Source organism: Pectobacterium hainanensis (assembly GCF_046237015.1).
In the GTDB taxonomy this organism is placed as follows: domain Bacteria; phylum Pseudomonadota; class Gammaproteobacteria; order Enterobacterales; family Enterobacteriaceae; genus JBJYIN01.
This window is the reverse complement of the sequence record NZ_JBJYIN010000006.1, coordinates 237,643-255,423: the sequence shown is the minus strand read 5'-3', so window position 1 is coordinate 255,423 and position 17,781 is coordinate 237,643. Positions and strand designations below refer to the sequence as shown.

The window sequence follows — 17,781 nt, the reverse complement described above, 5'->3', positions numbered from 1 at the left end:
TCTCCTTACTTGCGGCCTTTACGCTGCTGCTTTTTAGGTTGAGCAGCCGGTTTTTCCGGTTGTTCAACGGCAGCCATACCACCCAGGATCTCACCTTTGAAGATCCACACTTTCACACCGATAACACCATAAGTGGTGTGCGCTTCGGAGGTGTTATAGTCGATATCCGCGCGCAGCGTATGCAACGGAACGCGACCTTCACGGTACCATTCGGTACGCGCGATTTCGGCGCCGCCCAGACGGCCGCTGACTTCAACTTTAATACCTTTAGCGCCCAAACGCATGGCGTTCTGTACCGCACGCTTCATAGCACGACGGAACATCACACGACGCTCCAACTGAGAAGTGATGCTGTCAGCAACCAGTTTTGCGTCCAGTTCAGGCTTACGAACTTCTGCGATATTGATCTGTGCAGGTACGCCAGCGATATCCGCTACGACTTTGCGCAGTTTTTCAACATCTTCACCTTTTTTACCGATCACGATACCCGGGCGAGCAGTGTGAATCGTCACACGGATGCTTTTTGCCGGACGTTCGATGACGATACGAGAAACGGAAGCTTTCTCCAGTTCCTTCGTCAGGTATTTACGAACTTTAAAATCGCTGTCCAGGTTGTCAGCGAATTCTTTGGTATTCGCATACCAGGTAGAGTTCCAAGGTTTGACAATACCCAGGCGAATACCATTAGGATGTACTTTCTGACCCATTGCTAGTCTCCAGAGTCTCAGCGATCGGACACAACCACAGTAATGTGGCTGGTACGCTTCAGGATGCGATCCGCACGACCTTTAGCACGCGGCATAATGCGCTTCATGCTTGGGCCTTCGTCAACGAAGATTTTCGCGACGTTCAGATCATCAATGTCAGCGCCATCGTTGTGTTCTGCGTTAGCAATAGCAGACTCCAGCACTTTTTTAACCAGACCAGCAGCTTTCTTGTTGGTGTAGGTCAGAATATCCAGAGCTTGCGACACTTTCTTACCGCGAATCAGGTCTGCCACCAGGCGAACCTTTTGAGCAGAAGAACGAGCGTGGCGATGTTTAGCGATAGTTTCCATCTCTTCCTCCTACCTTAGCGCTTTTTGGCCTTTTTATCGGCCGCATGGCCGCGATAAGTACGAGTCGGCGCGAATTCACCCAGTTTGTGACCGACCATTTCATCGGAAACAAACACCGGAACGTGCTGACGACCATTATGGACAGCGATGGTCAAACCGATCATGTTTGGAAAGATCGTTGAACGACGGGACCAAGTGCGCAAAGGCTTCTTGTCACCGCTTTCCACCGCTTTCTCTACCTTCTTCAGCAAGTGCAGGTCGATAAATGGACCTTTCTTGAGAGAACGTGGCATGGTTTATCCTCTAAGATTATTTAGTACGGCGACGTACGATAAATTTATCAGTACGCTTATTGCTGCGGGTCTTCTTACCTTTGGTCTGAACGCCCCACGGACTAACCGGGTGCTTACCAAAGTTACGACCTTCACCACCACCGTGTGGGTGGTCAACTGGGTTCATTGCCGTACCGCGAACGGTAGGACGAACGCCACGCCAGCGTGCAGCACCTGCTTTACCCAGAACGCGCAGCATATGCTCAGCGTTGCCCACTTCGCCCAGCGTCGCGCGGCAGTCGGATTCGACTTTACGCATTTCGCCAGAACGCAGACGCAGGGTCACGTAAGAACCGTCACGAGCAACGATCTGAACGTAAGTACCAGCAGAACGAGCCAGCTGGCCGCCTTTACCTGGTTTCATTTCTACGTTATGAACCGTTGAACCGACTGGGATGTTACGCATCGGCAAGGTGTTACCGGTTTTAATTGCAGCATCAACGCCAGATTGGATCTGATCGCCAGCTTTCAGGCCTTTCGGCGCCAGGATATAACGACGTTCGCCGTCTTTATACAGAACCAACGCGATATTCGCGGAACGGTTCGGATCATACTCCAGACGCTCAACAACCGCAGGAATACCATCTTTGTTACGTTTAAAGTCAACCAGACGATATTGCTGTTTATGACCACCACCGATGTGACGGGTAGTGATGCGGCCATTGTTGTTACGGCCACCGGACTTGCTGCTTTTTTCCAGCAACGGGGCGTAAGGCTTGCCCTTGTGCAGCTCAGGGTTAACCACTTTAACAACGTGGCGACGACCCGGAGATGTCGGTTTACATTTAACAATTGCCATTGTTCTTTACTCCTCCGACTTACTCTGCGCCGCCGATGAAGTCCAGATTCTGGCCTTCTTTCAGGGTGACGTAAGCTTTTTTCCAGTCGCTACGACGACCGATACGCTGTCCATGACGTTTCACTTTTCCTTTAACTACTAAGGTGCGAACATCATTGACTTCGACTTCAAACAGTTTCTGTACAGCAGCTTTGATTTCTGCCTTAGTCGCGTCTTTAGCAACTTTGAGAACGATGGTGTTGTTCTTTTCCATCGCAGTAGACGCTTTTTCAGAAACGTGCGGCGCGCGCAAAACTTTCAGCAGACGTTCTTCACGGATCATGCCAGCATCTCCTCAACTTGCTTAACAGCGTCAGCAGTCATAACGACTTTGTCGAAGGCGATCAGGCTAACTGGGTCGATTGCTGCTGCATCACGCACGTCAACCTTGTACAGGTTACGCGCAGCCAGGAACAGATTTTCATCCAGCTCACCGGTGATAATCAGCACGTCTTCCAGCGCCATGTCTTTCAGTTTCTGAGCCAGCAGCTTAGTTTTAGGCGCTTCTACAGAAAACTTCTCGACAACGATCAGACGATCTTGACGTACCAGTTCGGACAGAATGCTTTTCAGCGCGCCGCGGTACATCTTTTTGTTAACTTTCTGACTGTGGTCCTGAGGCTTAGCAGCGAAGGTCACACCACCGGAACGCCAGATCGGGCTCTTGATAGAACCTGAACGCGCACGGCCAGTACCTTTCTGACGCCAAGGTTTTTTACCGGAACCAGTTACTTCAGCACGGGTCTTCTGGGCGCGAGTACCTTGACGGGCACCTGCTGCATAAGCAACAACAACCTGGTGTACCAGCGCTTCGTTGAAATCACGACCGAAGGTAGTTTCGGAAACAGTCAGCGCGCTTTGCGCGTCTTTCAATACTAATTCCATTGCTATCTCCTCACGCCTTCACAGCTGGTTTAACGATCAGGTCGCTACCGGTAGCTCCCGGAACAGCACCTTTAACCAGCAGCAGGTTGCGCTCAGCGTCAACACGCACAACATCCAGGCTCTGAACGGTTACACGTTCGTTACCCAGTTGGCCTGCCATTTTCTTGCCTTTGAACACTTTGCCCGGAGTCTGGTTTTGACCGATAGAACCCGGAACACGGTGAGACAAGGAGTTACCGTGAGTAGCATCCTGAGTACGGAAATTCCAGCGCTTAACTGTGCCAGCAAATCCTTTACCTTTAGAAGTACCAGTAACGTCTACTTTTTTAACGTCTGCGAAAATTTCAACGCTAATGCTCTGACCTACAGTAAACTCTTCGCCTTCAGACAGACGGAATTCACGCAAGGTACGGCCAGCTTCTACGCCAGCTTTAGCAAAGTGACCTGCTTCTGGTTTGGTAACACGGTTTGCTTTTTTAGCACCGGTAGTTACCTGCACAGCGCGGTAACCGTCGTTAGCCAGGTCTTTAACCTGAGTGACGCGGTTCGCTTCAATTTCGATAACGGTTACGGGGATAGATACGCCATCTTCAGTGAAGATACGGGTCATGCCCACTTTTTTACCGACTAAACCAATCATTGTTTCAACCTCTCAATCGCTCAATGACCTGATTAACCCAGGCTGATCTGCACGTCTACACCAGCAGCCAGATCCAGACGCATCAGAGCATCAACGGTTTTCTCGGTTGGCTCAACGATGTCAACCAGACGCTTGTGAGTGCGAATCTCATACTGATCGCGCGCATCTTTGTTGACGTGCGGAGAAATCAGAACGGTAAAGCGCTCTTTGCGGGTCGGCAGCGGGATCGGACCACGGACTTGCGCACCAGTGCGCTTAGCAGTCTCGACGATTTCCGCGGTTGATTGATCGATCAGACGATGATCAAACGCTTTCAGGCGGATACGGATTCTTTGGTTCTGCATGAGACCAGAGCTCCAATTATTTATAAACGTAAATGATTACTCCTCACACCCATTTCGATTGATGGGGGAGTGTAATCGTCAGCACATAACTCCCATATCGGGAGTATTGTTTAGGCCAGTAAATGAATATTGGCCTTCTGATTCAGATTGAATCAGGCTAGCCTTATTTCGGCAAGCTCGCGCATTATACGCAAATTGGCTGGGGAAGCAACAAGCAGGATAAAATGATTTAAAATACGGTCAGGATAATGCGTATCACGTATCAACCCTGACCGTATTCAGGCATGCGGCATTATGGCAGACAGCGCTACTCAGATTTTAACTGAGTTTGAAGATAGTTTTGTATACCAAGGCGCGTAATCAAATCCAACTCAGTTTCCAACCAGTCAATGTGCCCTTCTTCATCGGCAAGAATTTCTATCATTAAATCCCTGCTGACGTAGTCATGCACTGAATCAGCGTAGGCAATCGCCTCACGCAGATTCTTTGCGCCATCCAGTTCCAGTTGAAGATCGGAACGCAAGATTTCTTCAACATCTTCTCCGATATTCAGCTTGCCCAAATCTTGCAGATTTGGGATACCTTCAAGAAACAAGATTCGTTCGATATAGCGATCCGCGTGCTTCATCTCGTCAATAGACTCATGATATTCGTGATCGTTAAGACGGGTTAGGCCCCAGTTTTTAAACATTCGGGCATGAAGAAAATATTGGTTGATGGCTACCAGCTCGTTGCCCAATAGCTTGTTGAGATGAGTAATAACTTTTTTATCGCCTTTCATGACACACTCCTCCGCTCCAGTTCTTAAAGTGTAGAACCGGTAGGCAGAGAGTCAAAAAAACGACCCTACATTTTATGCTACTTCATACATATCAGGAATTTTTGCTTGTTCCTCTTCGAAAATGACACGCGTCTGACGAATGCATTTGCCACAATCTGTCCCGACAGGGACCAGTTTACGTAACTGCTGCAAAGATTGAGGTTGATACTGTCGAACTACGTTACGAATGACTTTGTCAGAGATCGCATTGCACAAACACACATACATACCGAATGACTCACCATTATCGCGGATGTTTTTTAACCAATGCCAGTATTGTAAATAATAATAGTTTTCATTTCAATTCACATTTAAATATTGGGTATAAAAAAAGGCACCGAAGTGCCTTTTTCATGCTTAGGTTTATCTACAATTAAGCGATAACCTTAGCAACAACGCCCGCACCAACAGTACGGCCGCCTTCACGGATAGCGAAACGTAAACCATCGTCCATCGCGATCGGAGCAATCAGGTTTACTACCATCTTGATATTGTCGCCAGGCATAACCATTTCAACGCCTTCTGGCAGTTCAATGGTACCCGTGACGTCAGTGGTACGGAAGTAGAACTGAGGACGGTAGCCTTTGAAGAACGGAGTATGACGACCGCCTTCATCTTTGCTCAGGATATATACTTCAGACTCGAACTGAGTATGAGGTTTGATTGAACCTGGTTTAGCCAGTACCTGACCACGTTCTACGTCATCACGCTTAGTACCACGCAGCAGAACACCAACGTTCTCACCAGCACGACCTTCGTCCAGCAGTTTGCGGAACATTTCTACGCCAGTACAAGTCGTTTTTGTCGTATCTTTGATACCAACGATTTCAACTTCTTCACCAACTTTAATGATCCCACGTTCTACACGACCGGTAACAACGGTACCACGACCAGAGATAGAGAATACGTCTTCGATTGGCAGCAGGAACGGCTTGTCAATTGCACGCTCTGGTTCTGGGATATAAGAATCCAGGTGTTCAGCCAACTCAACAATTTTTGCTTCCCATTCAGCTTCGCCTTCCAACGCTTTCAGCGCTGAACCACGAACGATAGGCGTATCATCGCCTGGGAAATCGTACTGAGACAGCAGTTCACGCACTTCCATCTCAACCAGTTCCAGCAGCTCTTCATCATCAACCATGTCACATTTGTTCAGGAACACGATGATGTATGGAACGCCAACCTGACGACCCAGCAGGATGTGCTCACGAGTCTGAGGCATTGGGCCGTCAGTCGCAGCAACAACCAGGATCGCGCCGTCCATCTGCGCAGCACCGGTGATCATGTTTTTCACATAGTCGGCGTGTCCTGGGCAGTCAACGTGAGCATAGTGGCGAGTCGGCGTATCATATTCAACGTGAGAGGTGTTGATGGTGATACCACGAGCTTTTTCTTCTGGCGCATTATCGATCTGATCGAATGCACGTGCGTTACCACCGTAGGTTTTTGCCAGAACGGTAGTGATTGCAGCAGTCAGAGTCGTTTTACCATGGTCAACGTGGCCGATAGTACCGACGTTAACATGGGGTTTTGTACGTTCAAATTTTTCTTTAGACACGGCGATATTCCTTACTCAAATGCTCTCCCCCTATGGAGAGAGCACGGGATTTTGGTTTTAACCCTGAGGCTTATTTACCACGGGCTTCGATTACGGCCTGAGCAACATTGTTCGGCGCATCGTCGTACTTCAGGAACTCCATGGAGTAAGAAGCACGGCCTTTGGTCAGAGAACGCAGTTGAGTTGCGTATCCGAACATTTCAGACAGCGGAACTTCAGCGTGAATCACAACGCCAGTCACGTTGGATTCCTGACCACGCAGCAGACCACGACGACGACTAAGGTCACCGATGACGTCACCCGTGTTCTCTTCCGGCGTTTCAACTTCAACCTTCATGATCGGCTCAAGCAGAACAGGCTGTGCTTTCTTAAAGCCATCTTTAAAGGCAATAGAAGCAGCCAGTTTAAACGCCAATTCAGAGGAGTCAACGTCATGGTAAGAACCGAAGTGCAAACGCACACCGAGATCAACCACAGGGTAGCCAGCCAACGGACCAGCTTTCAGCTGTTCCTGAATACCTTTATCAACGGCAGGGATGTATTCGCCAGGAATAACACCACCTTTAATGTCGTTGATGAACTCGTAGCCTTTCGGATTTGAGCCCGGCTCCAGCGGATACAGGTCGATAACCACGTGACCGTACTGACCACGACCACCAGACTGCTTGGCGTGTTTACCTTCAATATCGGTAACTTTCGCACGAATCGCTTCACGATAAGCAACCTGAGGTTTACCGACGTTCGCTTCAACGTTAAATTCACGTTTCATACGGTCGACGATGATATCGAGGTGCAACTCACCCATACCAGCGATGATAGTCTGGTTAGACTCTTCATCAGTCCATACGCGGAAAGACGGGTCTTCCTTCGCCAGACGACCCAAAGCAAGGCCCATTTTTTCCTGGTCAGCTTTGGTTTTCGGTTCTACTGCGATGGAGATTACCGGCTCTGGGAATTCCATACGCTCCAGAATGATCGGTGATTCTGGGTCACACAGGGTATCACCCGTTGTAACGTCTTTCAGACCGATAGCTGCAGCGATATCGCCCGCACGAACTTCTTTGATTTCTTCACGTTTGTTGGCGTGCATCTGTACGATACGACCAAAACGTTCACGAGCCGCTTTCACGGAGTTCAATACGGTATCACCAGAGTTAACCACACCGGAATACACGCGGAAGAACGTCAGGTTACCCACAAACGGGTCGGTAGCGATTTTGAATGCCAGTGCCGCAAACGGCTCGTCATCGCTAGCATGACGCTCAGCCGGCGTATCTTTACCGTCATCCAAAAGGCCGTTGATCGCAGGTACGTCAGTCGGCGCTGGCAGGTAATCAATTACCGCATCCAGCATCGCCTGCACACCTTTGTTCTTAAATGCAGAACCACAGGTTACCAGGATGATTTCGTTGTTCAGAACACGCTGACGCAGAGCTTTTTTGATCTCTTCTTCAGTCAGTTCTTCACCACCCAGGTATTTTTCCATCAGCTCTTCAGACGCTTCTGCTGCGGATTCAATCAGGTTCTGATGCCATTCTTCAGCCAGTTCCTGCATATCAGCCGGGATGTCTTCATAAGTGAAGGTGACACCTGCATCGGCCTCATTCCAGTTGATGGCTTTCATTTTCACCAGGTCAACAACGCCGGTGAATGCTTCTTCAGCACCAATCGCCAGTTGCAACGGAACAGGATTCGCACCCAGACGGGTTTTGATCTGACCAACAACTTTCAGGAAGTTTGCACCCATGCGGTCCATTTTGTTAACGAACGCAATGCGTGGAACTTTATATTTGTTTGCCTGACGCCATACGGTTTCAGACTGCGGCTGAACACCACCAACTGCGCAGTAAACCATTACCGCACCGTCGAGTACACGCATGGAACGTTCTACTTCGATAGTGAAGTCAACGTGTCCTGGGGTGTCGATGATGTTTACGCGATGCGGTTCATACTGCTTAGCCATACCTGACCAGAATGCAGTAGTCGCTGCGGAAGTGATAGTAATACCACGTTCCTGCTCCTGTTCCATCCAGTCCATAGTGGCTGCGCCATCATGAACTTCACCGATTTTGTGGTTTACACCGGTGTAGAACAGAATACGTTCGGTAGTAGTGGTTTTACCGGCGTCGATGTGCGCACTGATACCGATATTACGGTAGCGTGCGATGGGTGTTGTACGAGCCATTTGTATCCTCTATTTACTAGGGCGTTCAATTAGTTAACCCAAGCGGGTTGGCTATTCAGCGCCCGCTTGGTTAGCATGACTACAGCGAAGGGATTACCAACGGTAGTGAGCGAACGCCTTGTTGGCTTCGGCCATACGGTGAACGTCTTCACGTTTCTTAACAGCAGTACCTTTGTTTTCTGCTGCATCAGAAAGTTCGTTCGCCAGGCGTAAAGCCATAGATTTATCACCGCGTTTACGAGCAGCTTCAACGATCCAACGCATTGCCAAGGCATTACGGCGAACCGGACGGACTTCAACTGGTACCTGATAAGTAGAACCACCAACGCGGCGCGACTTAACTTCGACAGTCGGGCGAACGTTGTCCAGAGCTACTTCAAAAGCTTCCAGATGATCTTTACCAGAACGCTGAGCCAGGGTCTCCAGCGCGGTATAGACGATTGCTTCAGCAGTAGATTTTTTACCATCTACCATCAGGATATTTACAAATTTGGCCAACAGCTCTGATCCGAACTTAGGATCCGGCAGAATTTTACGTTGACCAATGACGCGACGACGTGGCATGGAAATACTCCGTTGTTAATTCAGGATTGTCCAAAACTCTACGAGTTTAGTTTGACATTTAAGTTAAAACGTTTGGCCTTACTTAACGGAGAACCATTAAGCCTTTGGCTTCTTCACGCCATACTTGGAACGGGATTGCTTACGGTCTTTAACACCTGAGCAGTCCAGCGCACCACGAACGGTGTGGTAACGCACACCTGGCAGGTCTTTAACACGACCGCCACGGATCAGGATCACGGAGTGTTCCTGTAGGTTATGACCTTCACCACCGATATAGGAGGTAACTTCAAAACCGTTAGTTAAACGAACACGACATACTTTACGCAGTGCGGAGTTCGGTTTCTTTGGAGTGGTGGTATATACACGAGTACATACGCCACGTTTCTGCGGGCAGGCTTCCAGCGCCGGAACGTTGCTTTTCGCAACTTTCAGGGAGCGTGGTTTGCGTACCAGCTGGTTAATTGTTGCCATTCAAAAAGCTCCTGGTTTTTGCTTCGTAAACACGTAATAAATCGTCTCATGCATGCGCAAGGCAAAGTATGAGGACGCAGAATTTTAGGGCTGGCCGTGTAAGGAGTCAAGAAATAGTCAAAAAATCACTGCTACCAAGCCAGCTGTTGCGAATGTTGCACCGTTAATCGAACAAACTGATTATAGTCAATGTATATGGAGTCACAGGAAATTTGTTCAGAAACGCCCCTCGCTTCAGCATCATTTCTAAGGACATACAAGGGAATAGATAAATCATGAATTTGCTTTACGAAAGTGGTTCCAGCCAGAGCGGCAATCACACCATCTTGCATTAAAACCAATACATCGCCAGGTCTCAGATAGCGCAAAAGCGCATCCATGTCACTTTGATAAGGAGAATGGGAAAGCGTGTGCAACATATAATGAAAAACCTGTCGCTAAAATGTAAGAACAGAATGGTAGTCGGTCAACTTATTGCACAAAGCATCTGGCGATAATAATTCAACGCCCAGAATCCAATTCGTTTCTACACTAATGCCACGTTGTCGTATTGACGTTTCACATGCATAGCAGTTTTCAATATCATAAAGCGGCAATACGCCAAACGTTGCAATGTAGTTACGCATCAGTATTTTTTCAGGCTGCTGTGCTGGCATCAGTTGCAAGACCCCATCACCGATAAAAAACACGCCGATATCTTCAGTTAATGCGGACATAGCTAAAAGCGCGTCCAGCCCCTCCCGTCCAGAGGCGCTGCCGTGAGGCGAATGACTAAAAACAAAAGCAACACGCTTCATGACGCTACCTTAAAACAGATTAAAACTGCATAACACGATCGCATTCCAGCACCGACTGAGCCAATTCACCCAAGCCACTGAGCGTAAATCCGGCTTGTAAATTAGCGTGACCTAACTTAAGCAATTCAGCCTGCTGCTCATCCGTGACACCGCGCCTTAACGCCGCCGCAATGCACACGTTAAGAGCCACATCATACTCCAGCCCCAGTTGTTGCCAGGCTCGAACAAGATCGAATTCATCATTCGCGGGTGATGTCAGTTGGTTAGCATTCAACACACCTTCGCGATAGAAAAACACGCTTTCCAACCGATGACCTTCCGCTAATACCGCCTGTGCGAACTGAAACGCGCTACTCGCCTGCTGTGTACCATAAGCAGGCCCAGTCACTAGCAGGCAATAACTCAGCATCAGCGATCGTGCCCACTGAAGTCACCGCTTTTAAACTGGCGGATATAAAGGTAAACCGTGTGCTTGGAAATATTCAGACGTTCAGCAACCTGATTAATCGCATCTTTGATATCAAAGATCCCTTTTTCATACAGGCTAAGCACGATTTGTCTGTTTTTCGCATTATTAGACACGTTGCGATCGGCATTTACTTCCTCGATGGAAAATTCCAGCGTTTGAGCGACGAGATCGTCTACCGAAGACGCAAAATTGACCGACGATGCAACTTCATGCATTTCAGGGGGGATGAACGTCTGAACAATCTGTGAGAAAGGAACGTCCAGGTTCATGTTAATACACAACAGACCAATAACGCGCTGATCGCGGTTACGGATTGCGATAGTGACAGATTTCATCAATACGCCACTTTTCGCACGAGTGAAATAGGCCTTGGATACACTGCTATCCTCTCCAGCCATATCGTGCAACATACGCAATGCAAGGTCAGTGATGGGGGAACCGATTTTCCTGCCGGTATGTTCACCATTAGCAATCCGCACGGCAGAGCATTTAAGATCTTCGAGAGAATGCAACACTATCTCGCAATGCTCACCGATTAACATGGCCAAACCATCGACCACTGCTTCATACGATTTCAGGATCTCATAATCCGTCTGGTTAAACGGACGTTCATCCAGCAAATCAAGGTCATAAGATTCGCCAGACACAAGCGAATTGGACATGGCAGACACCACCCTCAACATCATCTATTTATTGTATTGACAAGGGACATAGTTTAGCAAATGTCCACTCTCTCGTCCCTGAATTTAACGGGCCCCGTTCTTAAGGTTGCTTTAATTTAACCTCACTAGGATGCGTCGCTATTGATATTGCACATAGATACCAAAGAGACGCTTTATGAAAAATGGGATTCTGCTAAGCAGGCCACGCTGGAGCAGCCTAACGTTTGTACTGATTTTTTCCGCATTCATCACTATCGCACATAACATTGCCTATTATCGTCAAACGCTACACTTGCTAGATATGGCAAGTGGGGTAAATGTCTTGTTCTTCCTGAGTATGCCTGTCGTTATTTTCGCTGTATTGAATATCGTCTTTACTCTACTCGCCGTCCCTTACTTGTGTCAGTCCATCATCATTTTCTTTTTACTCACTGGTGCCTCTGCGCAGTACTTTATGCTGAATTACGGCATCGTGATAGACCGGACGATGGTTCAGAATATTATTGAAACAACGGTTAGTGAGTCCTTATCGTTAATCACTCCGCAGTTTATCCTGTGGCTATTTACTCTTGGGGTTATTCCCTCTATTTTCGCCGTTTGGGTGAAAATAAAACCGATACACTTTAATATCACGGCGATCGGAATACGTATTCTTCTCATCCTCGCCTCCCTATTTTCAATTTTAATTATCGCTGTTTTCTTCTATAAAGATTACGCCTCTCTTATGCGGAATAATAAGGAACTGGTGAAATCAATAACCCCGAGCAATATCGTCGCGGCGTCTCTTTCTTATTACAAACACAACGCATTGGCCAATTTGCCACTGGTCAAAATCGGTCTGGATGCCCATAAGAAAACATTACAGCAGGCAAATGGGAAAAAGAATCTGGTTATCCTGGTTATTGGCGAAACATCCCGTGCACAAAATTTTTCGCTGGGGGGATACACGAAGGAAACCAATCCAAAACTGGCAAAAAACAATGTCATTTACTTTGATAACACCGTGTCTTGCGGTACATCAACGGGTGTTTCTGTCCCCTGCATGTTTTCTAACATGCCTCGCCAAGGGTTTGATGGAGGATTGGCAAGCCATCAGGAAGGGTTACTGGATATATTACAACGCGCCAAAGTAGATGTACTTTGGCATGAAAATGATGGCGGCTGTAAAGATGTTTGTTCTCGAGTCCCAACGGTAAATATTACAGATTTAAAATTGCCGAATTTGTGCTCAGGTGGTAACTGCTACGACGAAGCACTCTTTCACGATCTGGATAACTACATCAATAAGCTCGATAACGATGGCATTATCGTTTTGCATACCATGGGAAGCCATGGCCCAAGTTATTATCAGCGCTATCCTGACACTTTTAAAAAATTCACGCCATCCTGTGATACCAATCAGATTCAGACCTGTTCTCAAGAAGAATTGGAAAACACATATGACAATACTATTTTGTACGCCGATTACATTCTGGATAAAGCCATTAACTTATTAAAATCTCGTCAGGATAAATTTAATACGGCGCTCGTTTATCTGTCTGACCACGGAGAGTCGTTGGGGGAGAAAGGTATTTATCTCCACAGCATGCCTTATTCTATCGCGCCCGAGCAACAGACGCATGTTCCGATGCTCATGTGGTTCTCAGAAGACTATCAGAAACAATTTTCAATCAAAGAAAACTGCTTACGCAATAATGCGAAGCAAAACGCCTATTCGCAAGATAATCTTTTCCATACCATACTGGGGATGTTTAACATTGAGACAACGGAATACCATCAACAGTTAGATATTATCCGGCCATGCCAAGGCAGTGCATCATGAAACTATTGATTGTTGAAGATGACAAGCTATTGCAAGAAGGGCTAATGCTAGCACTGACGCACGAAGGCTATACCTGCGATTGTGTCGGAACAGCCAAAGAAGCCGATGCCTTAATTGGAAGCGCGCACTATAGTCTTATCATCCTGGATCTCGGCTTACCGGATGATGATGGTCTGCACCTGTTATCCCGCTGGCGTAAAAATCAGTACCAACAACCGGTCCTCATTTTAACTGCCCGTGATACCGTTACCGATCGTGTCAATGGGCTAGATGTCGGGGCTGATGACTATCTCATCAAGCCTTTTGCTCTGACGGAGTTACAAGCCCGAGTCAGGGCCCTCATTCGTCGGCACCAAGGAGCGGGTCATAGCCATATACAGGTTGATAACATTACGCTGGATCTCAACAATCAACAGGTGAGTGTTGACGGCAAGCTCGTCGTGTTGACGCCCAAGGAATTCGCTATTCTGTCACGGCTCATCTTAAAGGCTGGTATTCAGGTTCATCGTGAGGTACTACACCAGGATATCTATAACTGGAAAGACGATCCCTCATCAAATTCACTTGAGGTACACATTCATAATCTGCGCCAGAAAATTGGTAAAGACCGCATACGAACCTTACGCGGCTTTGGTTATGTATTAACAAAGAGCGAACATGCATGAAAAGCAATGCCCCCGGCACCACCAGTATGCGTCGTCGGCTCATATTAACGCTGGGTGGCATTCTTCTGGTTTGCCAGTTAATCAGCGTGCTATGGCTGTGGCATGAAAGTGAAGAACAGATTGGATTGCTGGTTGATAAAACCCTCAGCGCGCAAGCTCAAAACAGAAAAATCAATCAAGAAATTAATGAGGCGATTGCATCACTCAGTATCCCTAGCTTTGTCATGGTTATTGCCACATTGGTTTTATGCTTTCAAGCCGTCAGTTGGATAACTCGCCCACTTTCACATCTACAGGAAGAGTTGAAAAATCGTACGGCAGAAAACCTGGAACCTCTACCGCAGCAAAGTGACATACAGGAGATCGCTGCTGTGACAAGCGCCATCAATCTGCTATTTCAACGCCTGGACGAAACTTTAAAACGCGACAGACAATTTACTGCCGATGTGGCTCACGAACTGCGCACACCACTAGCGGGCATACGCCTCCATTTGGAGTTACACGAGCAGAGACACCATATTGATTGCCAGCCGCTGCTCAATCGCATTGATCAAATGACGAAAACTATCGAACAGTTATTATTGCTTGCCCGAGCCGGGCAGGATTTCTCTGCCGGCCAGTATCAAAACATCTCGTTACTGAAAGACATCATCTCTCCCATACAGGGTGAACTACAGGAAATGGTGTCTACACGTCAGCAAACGCTGGCGTGGGAGCTATCCACAAACGACCACATCATGCATGGTGATGCGATACTATTGCAGATGTTATTGCGTAATCTGGTCGAAAATGCCTATCGCTACAGCCCAGAGCACAGCACGATAACCGTTCGGCTGAATACACATGAACACATTGAATTACAAGTAGAAGATCAAGGGCCTGGCATTGAAGAGGGCAAGGTTGGCGAATTAAGTAAAGCATTTGTCCGGATGGATAGTCGTTACGGCGGTATCGGCCTTGGGCTCAGTATTGTTACACGGATCGCCCAATTGCATAACGGTCAGCTATTCCTCTGCAACCGCACGGAAAGCTCAGGCACTCTCGCCCGGGTGGTATTTATCATGCTGGATAATCCGTCAGTCTCCATGCCCAATGCTCCCAGCGGCAAACAATAGACGAGAGTCTGGTTCCCTGACACAAAAAACCGCAGGGATAACCTGCGGTTCATGCATCATTCGGTATTCGTCATTACTGAGCGTTTTTCTCTGCGGCTGGTTTTTCCGCTTTTGCATCATCAGCCGCTTTAACATCGGCTTCAGACTTAATATCCAGCAGTTCAACGTCAAACACCAGCGTGGAGTTGGCAGGAATTCCCGGAACCCCTGTTTCACCGTATGCTAACGCCGGTGGGATAACCAGTTTGATTTTGCCGCCTTTCTTCACGTGTTTCAAACCTTCAGTCCAACCTGGGATCACACCGTCCAGACGGAAAGAAAGCGGTTCACTACGTTTGTAAGAACTATCAAACTCGCTACCGTCTACCAACGTGCCTTTATAGTTGACGACCACGGTATCGCTGTCTTTCGGCGCGTTACCGCTACCTTCTTTCTCAACTTGATACAACAGGCCAGACGCCGTTTTCTTCACGCCTTTTTCTTTGGCGAAAGTATCGCGATACTTGGTACCTTTATCTTCGTTATCCTTCGCATCCTGCTTCACTTTGGCTTCAGCCGCTGCTTTTACTTTTCCTTCAAAGCCTTGCAGCGTTTTCTCGATCTCTTCATCGTCCAGCTTACTCTTATCAGCAAACGCATCCAGAACACCCGCGATCAATTGTTCCTTGTCCAGCTTGATGCCGATTTTTTCCTGCTCTTTCAGAGAGTTATCCATGTAACGCCCTAAGGATGCGCCTAGAGCATAAGCAACGGCTTGTTCATCATTCTTGAATTTGGCTGTCGCGGTACTATCAGACGCCTGCGCTTTCTCTGCTGCCAGAACCTGGCCTGCGTTCAAAGTCAGGGCCATCGTCGTCGCTAACAGTGTTACTTTAAACAGTGATTTCATCCATCTCTCCAGCATCTGGAACAACGCGCTCCAGCCATCATTAAAATAAGTTCGTGACTACTATAACTGTGCGAGCGAAGACAACACAACGACGCTCACAACAAACTTTTGATAAAAAACGCCATAAATCATTTTTAGTTGCACACAGCAACATTTAGGAAAAAACGGACTGAGTGGCCCAATGTAAAAATGCCTGCAACAATGTTTAAGTCGCTGAAACTATCCAGATCCCAAAAGCGAATCACCAAATGAAAAAGCGCTTATCTTTAGGTCGCGTTCCCACGAACGTCGCCTATTACGTTTTATTCCGACCATTTTTACTACCAGAAGTTTCCGCTTTCTGACACACTCGCGGGTAACAAGAAGTAAGGGGAATATCGATGTCACCATCATCACTCGAAGAACGGCTCGAACAGTTGGAGAGCCGCCAAGCCTTTCAGGAATTAACGATAGAAGAGCTAAACCAAACGGTCATTCAACATGAGCGCGAGATTAGCCGCTTACGCGAACAAATGCGCCTATTAACGGAACGATTGCGAACTCAGCAGACATCACTTGTCGCGCCACAATCGGAAGAAACACCACCGCCACATTACTAAAACGAACAGCCTCGTCCTACGAAAATCAGACACAAAAAAACCTCAGGTGACAAATATCAGACTGAGGTTTTCTTTTACCAGTGACGGTTAATCAATGGCAGCCACAGCCACCATGACCGCCGCAACCACCTTTACCGTGTTCGTGTCCGTGCTCATGATCGTGACCATGGCCGCCACAGCAACCATCGCCATGTTCATGATCGTGCTCACCATGAACATGACCGTGAGCCAGTTCTTCTTCGGTCGCTTCACGGATCGCGATCACTTCAACATTGAAGCTCAGGTTCTGACCTGCCAGCATATGGTTGCCATCAACAACAACGTGATCGTCTTCCACTTCTGTAATTTCAACTGGTACTGGACCCTGGTCCGTTTCAGCCAGAAAACGCATGCCAACCTGGAGCTCGTCAACGCCCATGAAAACATCTTTCGGTACACGTTGAACCAGATTTTCATCATAGTTGCCGTAGGCATCGTTAGACTCTATTTTCACATCGAAGCGTTCGCCTGCGGCACGGCCTTCCAGCGCATTTTCCAGACCGGAAATCAGCGAGCCATGACCATGCAGATAGTCCAACGGCGCGCTCACCGGAGACTCATCAACCAACACACCGTCTTCTGTACGTACCTGATAGGCCAGACTGACCACCAGATCTTTTGCTACTTTCATGATATCTCCTAGCGTTGGAAATCAAACTGGCGCAAATTGTAGCTGAAAAATGTCCCTATGTACCGTCTGGAATCAAAAAACGTCAGGCACTTTTCATGATGAGCATCGTCCCCATCTTCGGCAAACTTATTCCAGAGAGGCGTTGTTTTAGCGCCTCTTGCATCAAGCCAGCATAAAACAGCGTCTTGAAAATCAGTCAGGATGAAAAATGCCGATAATTTCCTGTGCTGGCCGCTCCGATGAGGCCGAAGCCGTTTCCGACTGACGTTGGTGATAGCCGCATTTTACGCAAGTTACCACTTCCGTTTCACCTTCACGCCCAACCGCCAGCGTATCCTGAGCCTGACATTTGGGGCAAACTGCTCCTGCAATAAATCGTTTACGCATAACTGTCTCGAT

Annotated in this window: 25 protein-coding genes; 4 read left to right on the top strand and 21 right to left on the bottom strand. The window is 47.8% G+C overall.

The annotated features are described in order from the left end of the window. Positions 1 to 5: 5 nt before the first annotated feature. The 18 genes from rpsC to ACKPVM_RS08530 all read right to left on the bottom strand — a co-directional run bounded on the left by rpsC (position 6) and on the right by ACKPVM_RS08530 (position 11,622). Complete coding sequence (rpsC, locus tag ACKPVM_RS08615; protein WP_005970274.1) at positions 6 to 707, bottom strand: 30S ribosomal protein S3; 702 nt, start codon at positions 705 to 707, stop codon at positions 6 to 8. Positions 708 to 724: 17 nt separating this feature from the next. Then, the gene (gene rplV / locus ACKPVM_RS08610) at positions 725 to 1,057 is read right to left on the bottom strand and encodes a 50S ribosomal protein L22 (protein WP_172291818.1); all 333 of its coding nucleotides are present in this window, start codon (positions 1,055 to 1,057) and stop codon (positions 725 to 727) included. A gap of 14 nt (positions 1,058 to 1,071) precedes the next feature. Continuing rightward, complete coding sequence (rpsS, locus tag ACKPVM_RS08605; RefSeq protein ID WP_004929772.1) at positions 1,072 to 1,350, bottom strand: 30S ribosomal protein S19; 279 nt, start codon at positions 1,348 to 1,350, stop codon at positions 1,072 to 1,074. Positions 1,351 to 1,366: 16 nt separating this feature from the next. Continuing rightward, positions 1,367 to 2,188: a 50S ribosomal protein L2 gene (gene rplB, locus ACKPVM_RS08600; RefSeq protein WP_409308615.1), complete on the bottom strand. Its 822-nt coding sequence runs from the start codon at positions 2,186 to 2,188 to the stop codon at positions 1,367 to 1,369. Positions 2,189 to 2,207: 19 nt separating this feature from the next. After that, on the bottom strand, positions 2,208 to 2,510 hold the full coding sequence (gene rplW / locus ACKPVM_RS08595; RefSeq protein WP_009111205.1) for a 50S ribosomal protein L23: 303 nt from the start codon (positions 2,508 to 2,510) through the stop codon (positions 2,208 to 2,210). Then, positions 2,507 to 3,112: a 50S ribosomal protein L4 gene (gene rplD / locus ACKPVM_RS08590; protein ID WP_409161630.1), complete on the bottom strand. Its 606-nt coding sequence runs from the start codon at positions 3,110 to 3,112 to the stop codon at positions 2,507 to 2,509. Before rplD ends, rplW begins: the two co-directional genes overlap by 4 nt. A 10-nt stretch (positions 3,113 to 3,122) precedes the next feature. Continuing rightward, complete coding sequence (gene rplC / locus ACKPVM_RS08585) at positions 3,123 to 3,752, bottom strand: 50S ribosomal protein L3 (RefSeq protein ID WP_010304941.1); 630 nt, start codon at positions 3,750 to 3,752, stop codon at positions 3,123 to 3,125. A 32-nt stretch (positions 3,753 to 3,784) separates the two neighbouring features. Beyond that, positions 3,785 to 4,096 (bottom strand): 30S ribosomal protein S10, encoded by a 312-nt coding sequence (gene rpsJ, locus ACKPVM_RS08580; RefSeq protein ID WP_001181005.1) that lies wholly within the window; start codon positions 4,094 to 4,096, stop codon positions 3,785 to 3,787. Between the two features lie 307 nt (positions 4,097 to 4,403). Continuing rightward, positions 4,404 to 4,877 carry a bacterioferritin gene (bfr, locus tag ACKPVM_RS08575; protein ID WP_409308612.1) on the bottom strand — a complete coding sequence of 158 codons (474 nt, stop codon included), beginning with the start codon at positions 4,875 to 4,877 and terminating at the stop codon, positions 4,404 to 4,406. Positions 4,878 to 4,949: 72 nt separating this feature from the next. After that, a complete protein-coding gene (bfd, locus tag ACKPVM_RS08570; RefSeq protein WP_409308610.1) occupies positions 4,950 to 5,144 on the bottom strand; it encodes a bacterioferritin-associated ferredoxin in 195 nt (64 codons plus the stop codon). Positions 5,145 to 5,289: 145 nt separating this feature from the next. Beyond that, entirely contained in the window at positions 5,290 to 6,474 is a 1,185-nt protein-coding gene (gene tuf / locus ACKPVM_RS08565) for an elongation factor Tu (protein WP_409308608.1), read from the bottom strand. A 70-nt stretch (positions 6,475 to 6,544) separates the two neighbouring features. After that, positions 6,545 to 8,659 carry an elongation factor G gene (gene fusA, locus ACKPVM_RS08560; protein WP_409308606.1) on the bottom strand — a complete coding sequence of 705 codons (2,115 nt, stop codon included), beginning with the start codon at positions 8,657 to 8,659 and terminating at the stop codon, positions 6,545 to 6,547. A 93-nt stretch (positions 8,660 to 8,752) separates the two neighbouring features. Beyond that, positions 8,753 to 9,223 (bottom strand): 30S ribosomal protein S7, encoded by a 471-nt coding sequence (gene rpsG, locus ACKPVM_RS08555; RefSeq protein WP_009111198.1) that lies wholly within the window; start codon positions 9,221 to 9,223, stop codon positions 8,753 to 8,755. A gap of 96 nt (positions 9,224 to 9,319) precedes the next feature. Next, on the bottom strand, positions 9,320 to 9,694 hold the full coding sequence (gene rpsL / locus ACKPVM_RS08550) for a 30S ribosomal protein S12 (RefSeq protein ID WP_012768095.1): 375 nt from the start codon (positions 9,692 to 9,694) through the stop codon (positions 9,320 to 9,322). A gap of 131 nt (positions 9,695 to 9,825) precedes the next feature. Beyond that, positions 9,826 to 10,113: a sulfurtransferase complex subunit TusB gene (gene tusB, locus ACKPVM_RS08545; RefSeq protein ID WP_409308602.1), complete on the bottom strand. Its 288-nt coding sequence runs from the start codon at positions 10,111 to 10,113 to the stop codon at positions 9,826 to 9,828. Between the two features lie 18 nt (positions 10,114 to 10,131). Next, entirely contained in the window at positions 10,132 to 10,491 is a 360-nt protein-coding gene (gene tusC / locus ACKPVM_RS08540; RefSeq protein ID WP_409308600.1) for a sulfurtransferase complex subunit TusC, read from the bottom strand. Between the two features lie 19 nt (positions 10,492 to 10,510). Beyond that, positions 10,511 to 10,900, bottom strand: coding sequence for a sulfurtransferase complex subunit TusD (tusD, locus tag ACKPVM_RS08535; protein WP_409308598.1), 390 nt, complete (start codon positions 10,898 to 10,900; stop codon positions 10,511 to 10,513). Further along, positions 10,900 to 11,622 carry a helix-turn-helix transcriptional regulator gene (locus ACKPVM_RS08530; RefSeq protein ID WP_409308596.1) on the bottom strand — a complete coding sequence of 241 codons (723 nt, stop codon included), beginning with the start codon at positions 11,620 to 11,622 and terminating at the stop codon, positions 10,900 to 10,902. The genes tusD and ACKPVM_RS08530 overlap by 1 nt, the downstream gene beginning before the upstream one ends. A 175-nt stretch (positions 11,623 to 11,797) precedes the next feature. On the opposite strand from ACKPVM_RS08530, the gene eptA reads away from it, so the two are divergent. The 3 genes from eptA to pmrB are packed head-to-tail and all read left to right on the top strand — an operon-like array spanning position 11,798 to position 15,224. Beyond that, the gene (gene eptA / locus ACKPVM_RS08525; RefSeq protein ID WP_409308594.1) at positions 11,798 to 13,444 is read left to right on the top strand and encodes a phosphoethanolamine transferase EptA; all 1,647 of its coding nucleotides are present in this window, start codon (positions 11,798 to 11,800) and stop codon (positions 13,442 to 13,444) included. After that, positions 13,441 to 14,109 (top strand): two-component system response regulator PmrA, encoded by a 669-nt coding sequence (gene pmrA / locus ACKPVM_RS08520; protein ID WP_409308592.1) that lies wholly within the window; start codon positions 13,441 to 13,443, stop codon positions 14,107 to 14,109. Before eptA ends, pmrA begins: the two co-directional genes overlap by 4 nt. Further along, entirely contained in the window at positions 14,106 to 15,224 is a 1,119-nt protein-coding gene (gene pmrB, locus ACKPVM_RS08515; RefSeq protein WP_409308589.1) for a two-component system sensor histidine kinase PmrB, read from the top strand. The genes pmrA and pmrB overlap by 4 nt, the downstream gene beginning before the upstream one ends. A 73-nt stretch (positions 15,225 to 15,297) precedes the next feature. Here the strand turns inward: pmrB and fkpA are convergent, their stop codons facing one another. Further along, positions 15,298 to 16,113, bottom strand: coding sequence for an FKBP-type peptidyl-prolyl cis-trans isomerase (gene fkpA / locus ACKPVM_RS08510; RefSeq protein WP_409308587.1), 816 nt, complete (start codon positions 16,111 to 16,113; stop codon positions 15,298 to 15,300). Positions 16,114 to 16,493: 380 nt separating this feature from the next. On the opposite strand from fkpA, the gene ACKPVM_RS08505 reads away from it, so the two are divergent. Beyond that, positions 16,494 to 16,712: a SlyX family protein gene (locus ACKPVM_RS08505; RefSeq protein ID WP_409308585.1), complete on the top strand. Its 219-nt coding sequence runs from the start codon at positions 16,494 to 16,496 to the stop codon at positions 16,710 to 16,712. A 91-nt stretch (positions 16,713 to 16,803) separates the two neighbouring features. On the opposite strand, the gene slyD is transcribed toward ACKPVM_RS08505, so the two are convergent. Then, on the bottom strand, positions 16,804 to 17,382 hold the full coding sequence (gene slyD / locus ACKPVM_RS08500) for a peptidylprolyl isomerase (RefSeq protein WP_409308583.1): 579 nt from the start codon (positions 17,380 to 17,382) through the stop codon (positions 16,804 to 16,806). Between the two features lie 192 nt (positions 17,383 to 17,574). Continuing rightward, complete coding sequence (locus ACKPVM_RS08495) at positions 17,575 to 17,769, bottom strand: YheV family putative zinc ribbon protein (protein WP_409308581.1); 195 nt, start codon at positions 17,767 to 17,769, stop codon at positions 17,575 to 17,577. Positions 17,770 to 17,781 lie beyond the last annotated feature (12 nt).

Bases quoted from the DNA above. Each gene is read 5' to 3' on its own strand.
- rpsC (WP_005970274.1), bottom strand. From the start codon at position 707: ATGGGTCAGAAAGTACATCCTAATGGTATTCGCCTGGGTATTGTCAAA.
- rplV (WP_172291818.1), bottom strand. From the start codon at position 1,057: ATGGAAACTATCGCTAAACATCGCCACGCTCGTTCTTCTGCTCAAAAG.
- rpsS (WP_004929772.1), bottom strand. From the start codon at position 1,350: ATGCCACGTTCTCTCAAGAAAGGTCCATTTATCGACCTGCACTTGCTG.
- rplB (WP_409308615.1), bottom strand. From the start codon at position 2,188: ATGGCAATTGTTAAATGTAAACCGACATCTCCGGGTCGTCGCCACGTT.
- rplW (WP_009111205.1), bottom strand. From the start codon at position 2,510: ATGATCCGTGAAGAACGTCTGCTGAAAGTTTTGCGCGCGCCGCACGTT.
- rplD (WP_409161630.1), bottom strand. From the start codon at position 3,112: ATGGAATTAGTATTGAAAGACGCGCAAAGCGCGCTGACTGTTTCCGAA.
- rplC (WP_010304941.1), bottom strand. From the start codon at position 3,752: ATGATTGGTTTAGTCGGTAAAAAAGTGGGCATGACCCGTATCTTCACT.
- rpsJ (WP_001181005.1), bottom strand. From the start codon at position 4,096: ATGCAGAACCAAAGAATCCGTATCCGCCTGAAAGCGTTTGATCATCGT.
- bfr (WP_409308612.1), bottom strand. From the start codon at position 4,877: ATGAAAGGCGATAAAAAAGTTATTACTCATCTCAACAAGCTATTGGGC.
- bfd (WP_409308610.1), bottom strand. From the start codon at position 5,144: ATGTATGTGTGTTTGTGCAATGCGATCTCTGACAAAGTCATTCGTAAC.
- fusA (WP_409308606.1), bottom strand. From the start codon at position 8,659: ATGGCTCGTACAACACCCATCGCACGCTACCGTAATATCGGTATCAGT.
- rpsG (WP_009111198.1), bottom strand. From the start codon at position 9,223: ATGCCACGTCGTCGCGTCATTGGTCAACGTAAAATTCTGCCGGATCCT.
- rpsL (WP_012768095.1), bottom strand. From the start codon at position 9,694: ATGGCAACAATTAACCAGCTGGTACGCAAACCACGCTCCCTGAAAGTT.
- tusB (WP_409308602.1), bottom strand. From the start codon at position 10,113: ATGTTGCACACGCTTTCCCATTCTCCTTATCAAAGTGACATGGATGCG.
- tusC (WP_409308600.1), bottom strand. From the start codon at position 10,491: ATGAAGCGTGTTGCTTTTGTTTTTAGTCATTCGCCTCACGGCAGCGCC.
- tusD (WP_409308598.1), bottom strand. From the start codon at position 10,900: ATGCTGAGTTATTGCCTGCTAGTGACTGGGCCTGCTTATGGTACACAG.
- ACKPVM_RS08530 (WP_409308596.1), bottom strand. From the start codon at position 11,622: ATGTCCAATTCGCTTGTGTCTGGCGAATCTTATGACCTTGATTTGCTG.
- eptA (WP_409308594.1), top strand. From the start codon at position 11,798: ATGAAAAATGGGATTCTGCTAAGCAGGCCACGCTGGAGCAGCCTAACG.
- pmrA (WP_409308592.1), top strand. From the start codon at position 13,441: ATGAAACTATTGATTGTTGAAGATGACAAGCTATTGCAAGAAGGGCTA.
- pmrB (WP_409308589.1), top strand. From the start codon at position 14,106: ATGAAAAGCAATGCCCCCGGCACCACCAGTATGCGTCGTCGGCTCATA.
- fkpA (WP_409308587.1), bottom strand. From the start codon at position 16,113: ATGAAATCACTGTTTAAAGTAACACTGTTAGCGACGACGATGGCCCTG.
- ACKPVM_RS08505 (WP_409308585.1), top strand. From the start codon at position 16,494: ATGTCACCATCATCACTCGAAGAACGGCTCGAACAGTTGGAGAGCCGC.
- slyD (WP_409308583.1), bottom strand. From the start codon at position 17,382: ATGAAAGTAGCAAAAGATCTGGTGGTCAGTCTGGCCTATCAGGTACGT.
- ACKPVM_RS08495 (WP_409308581.1), bottom strand. From the start codon at position 17,769: ATGCGTAAACGATTTATTGCAGGAGCAGTTTGCCCCAAATGTCAGGCT.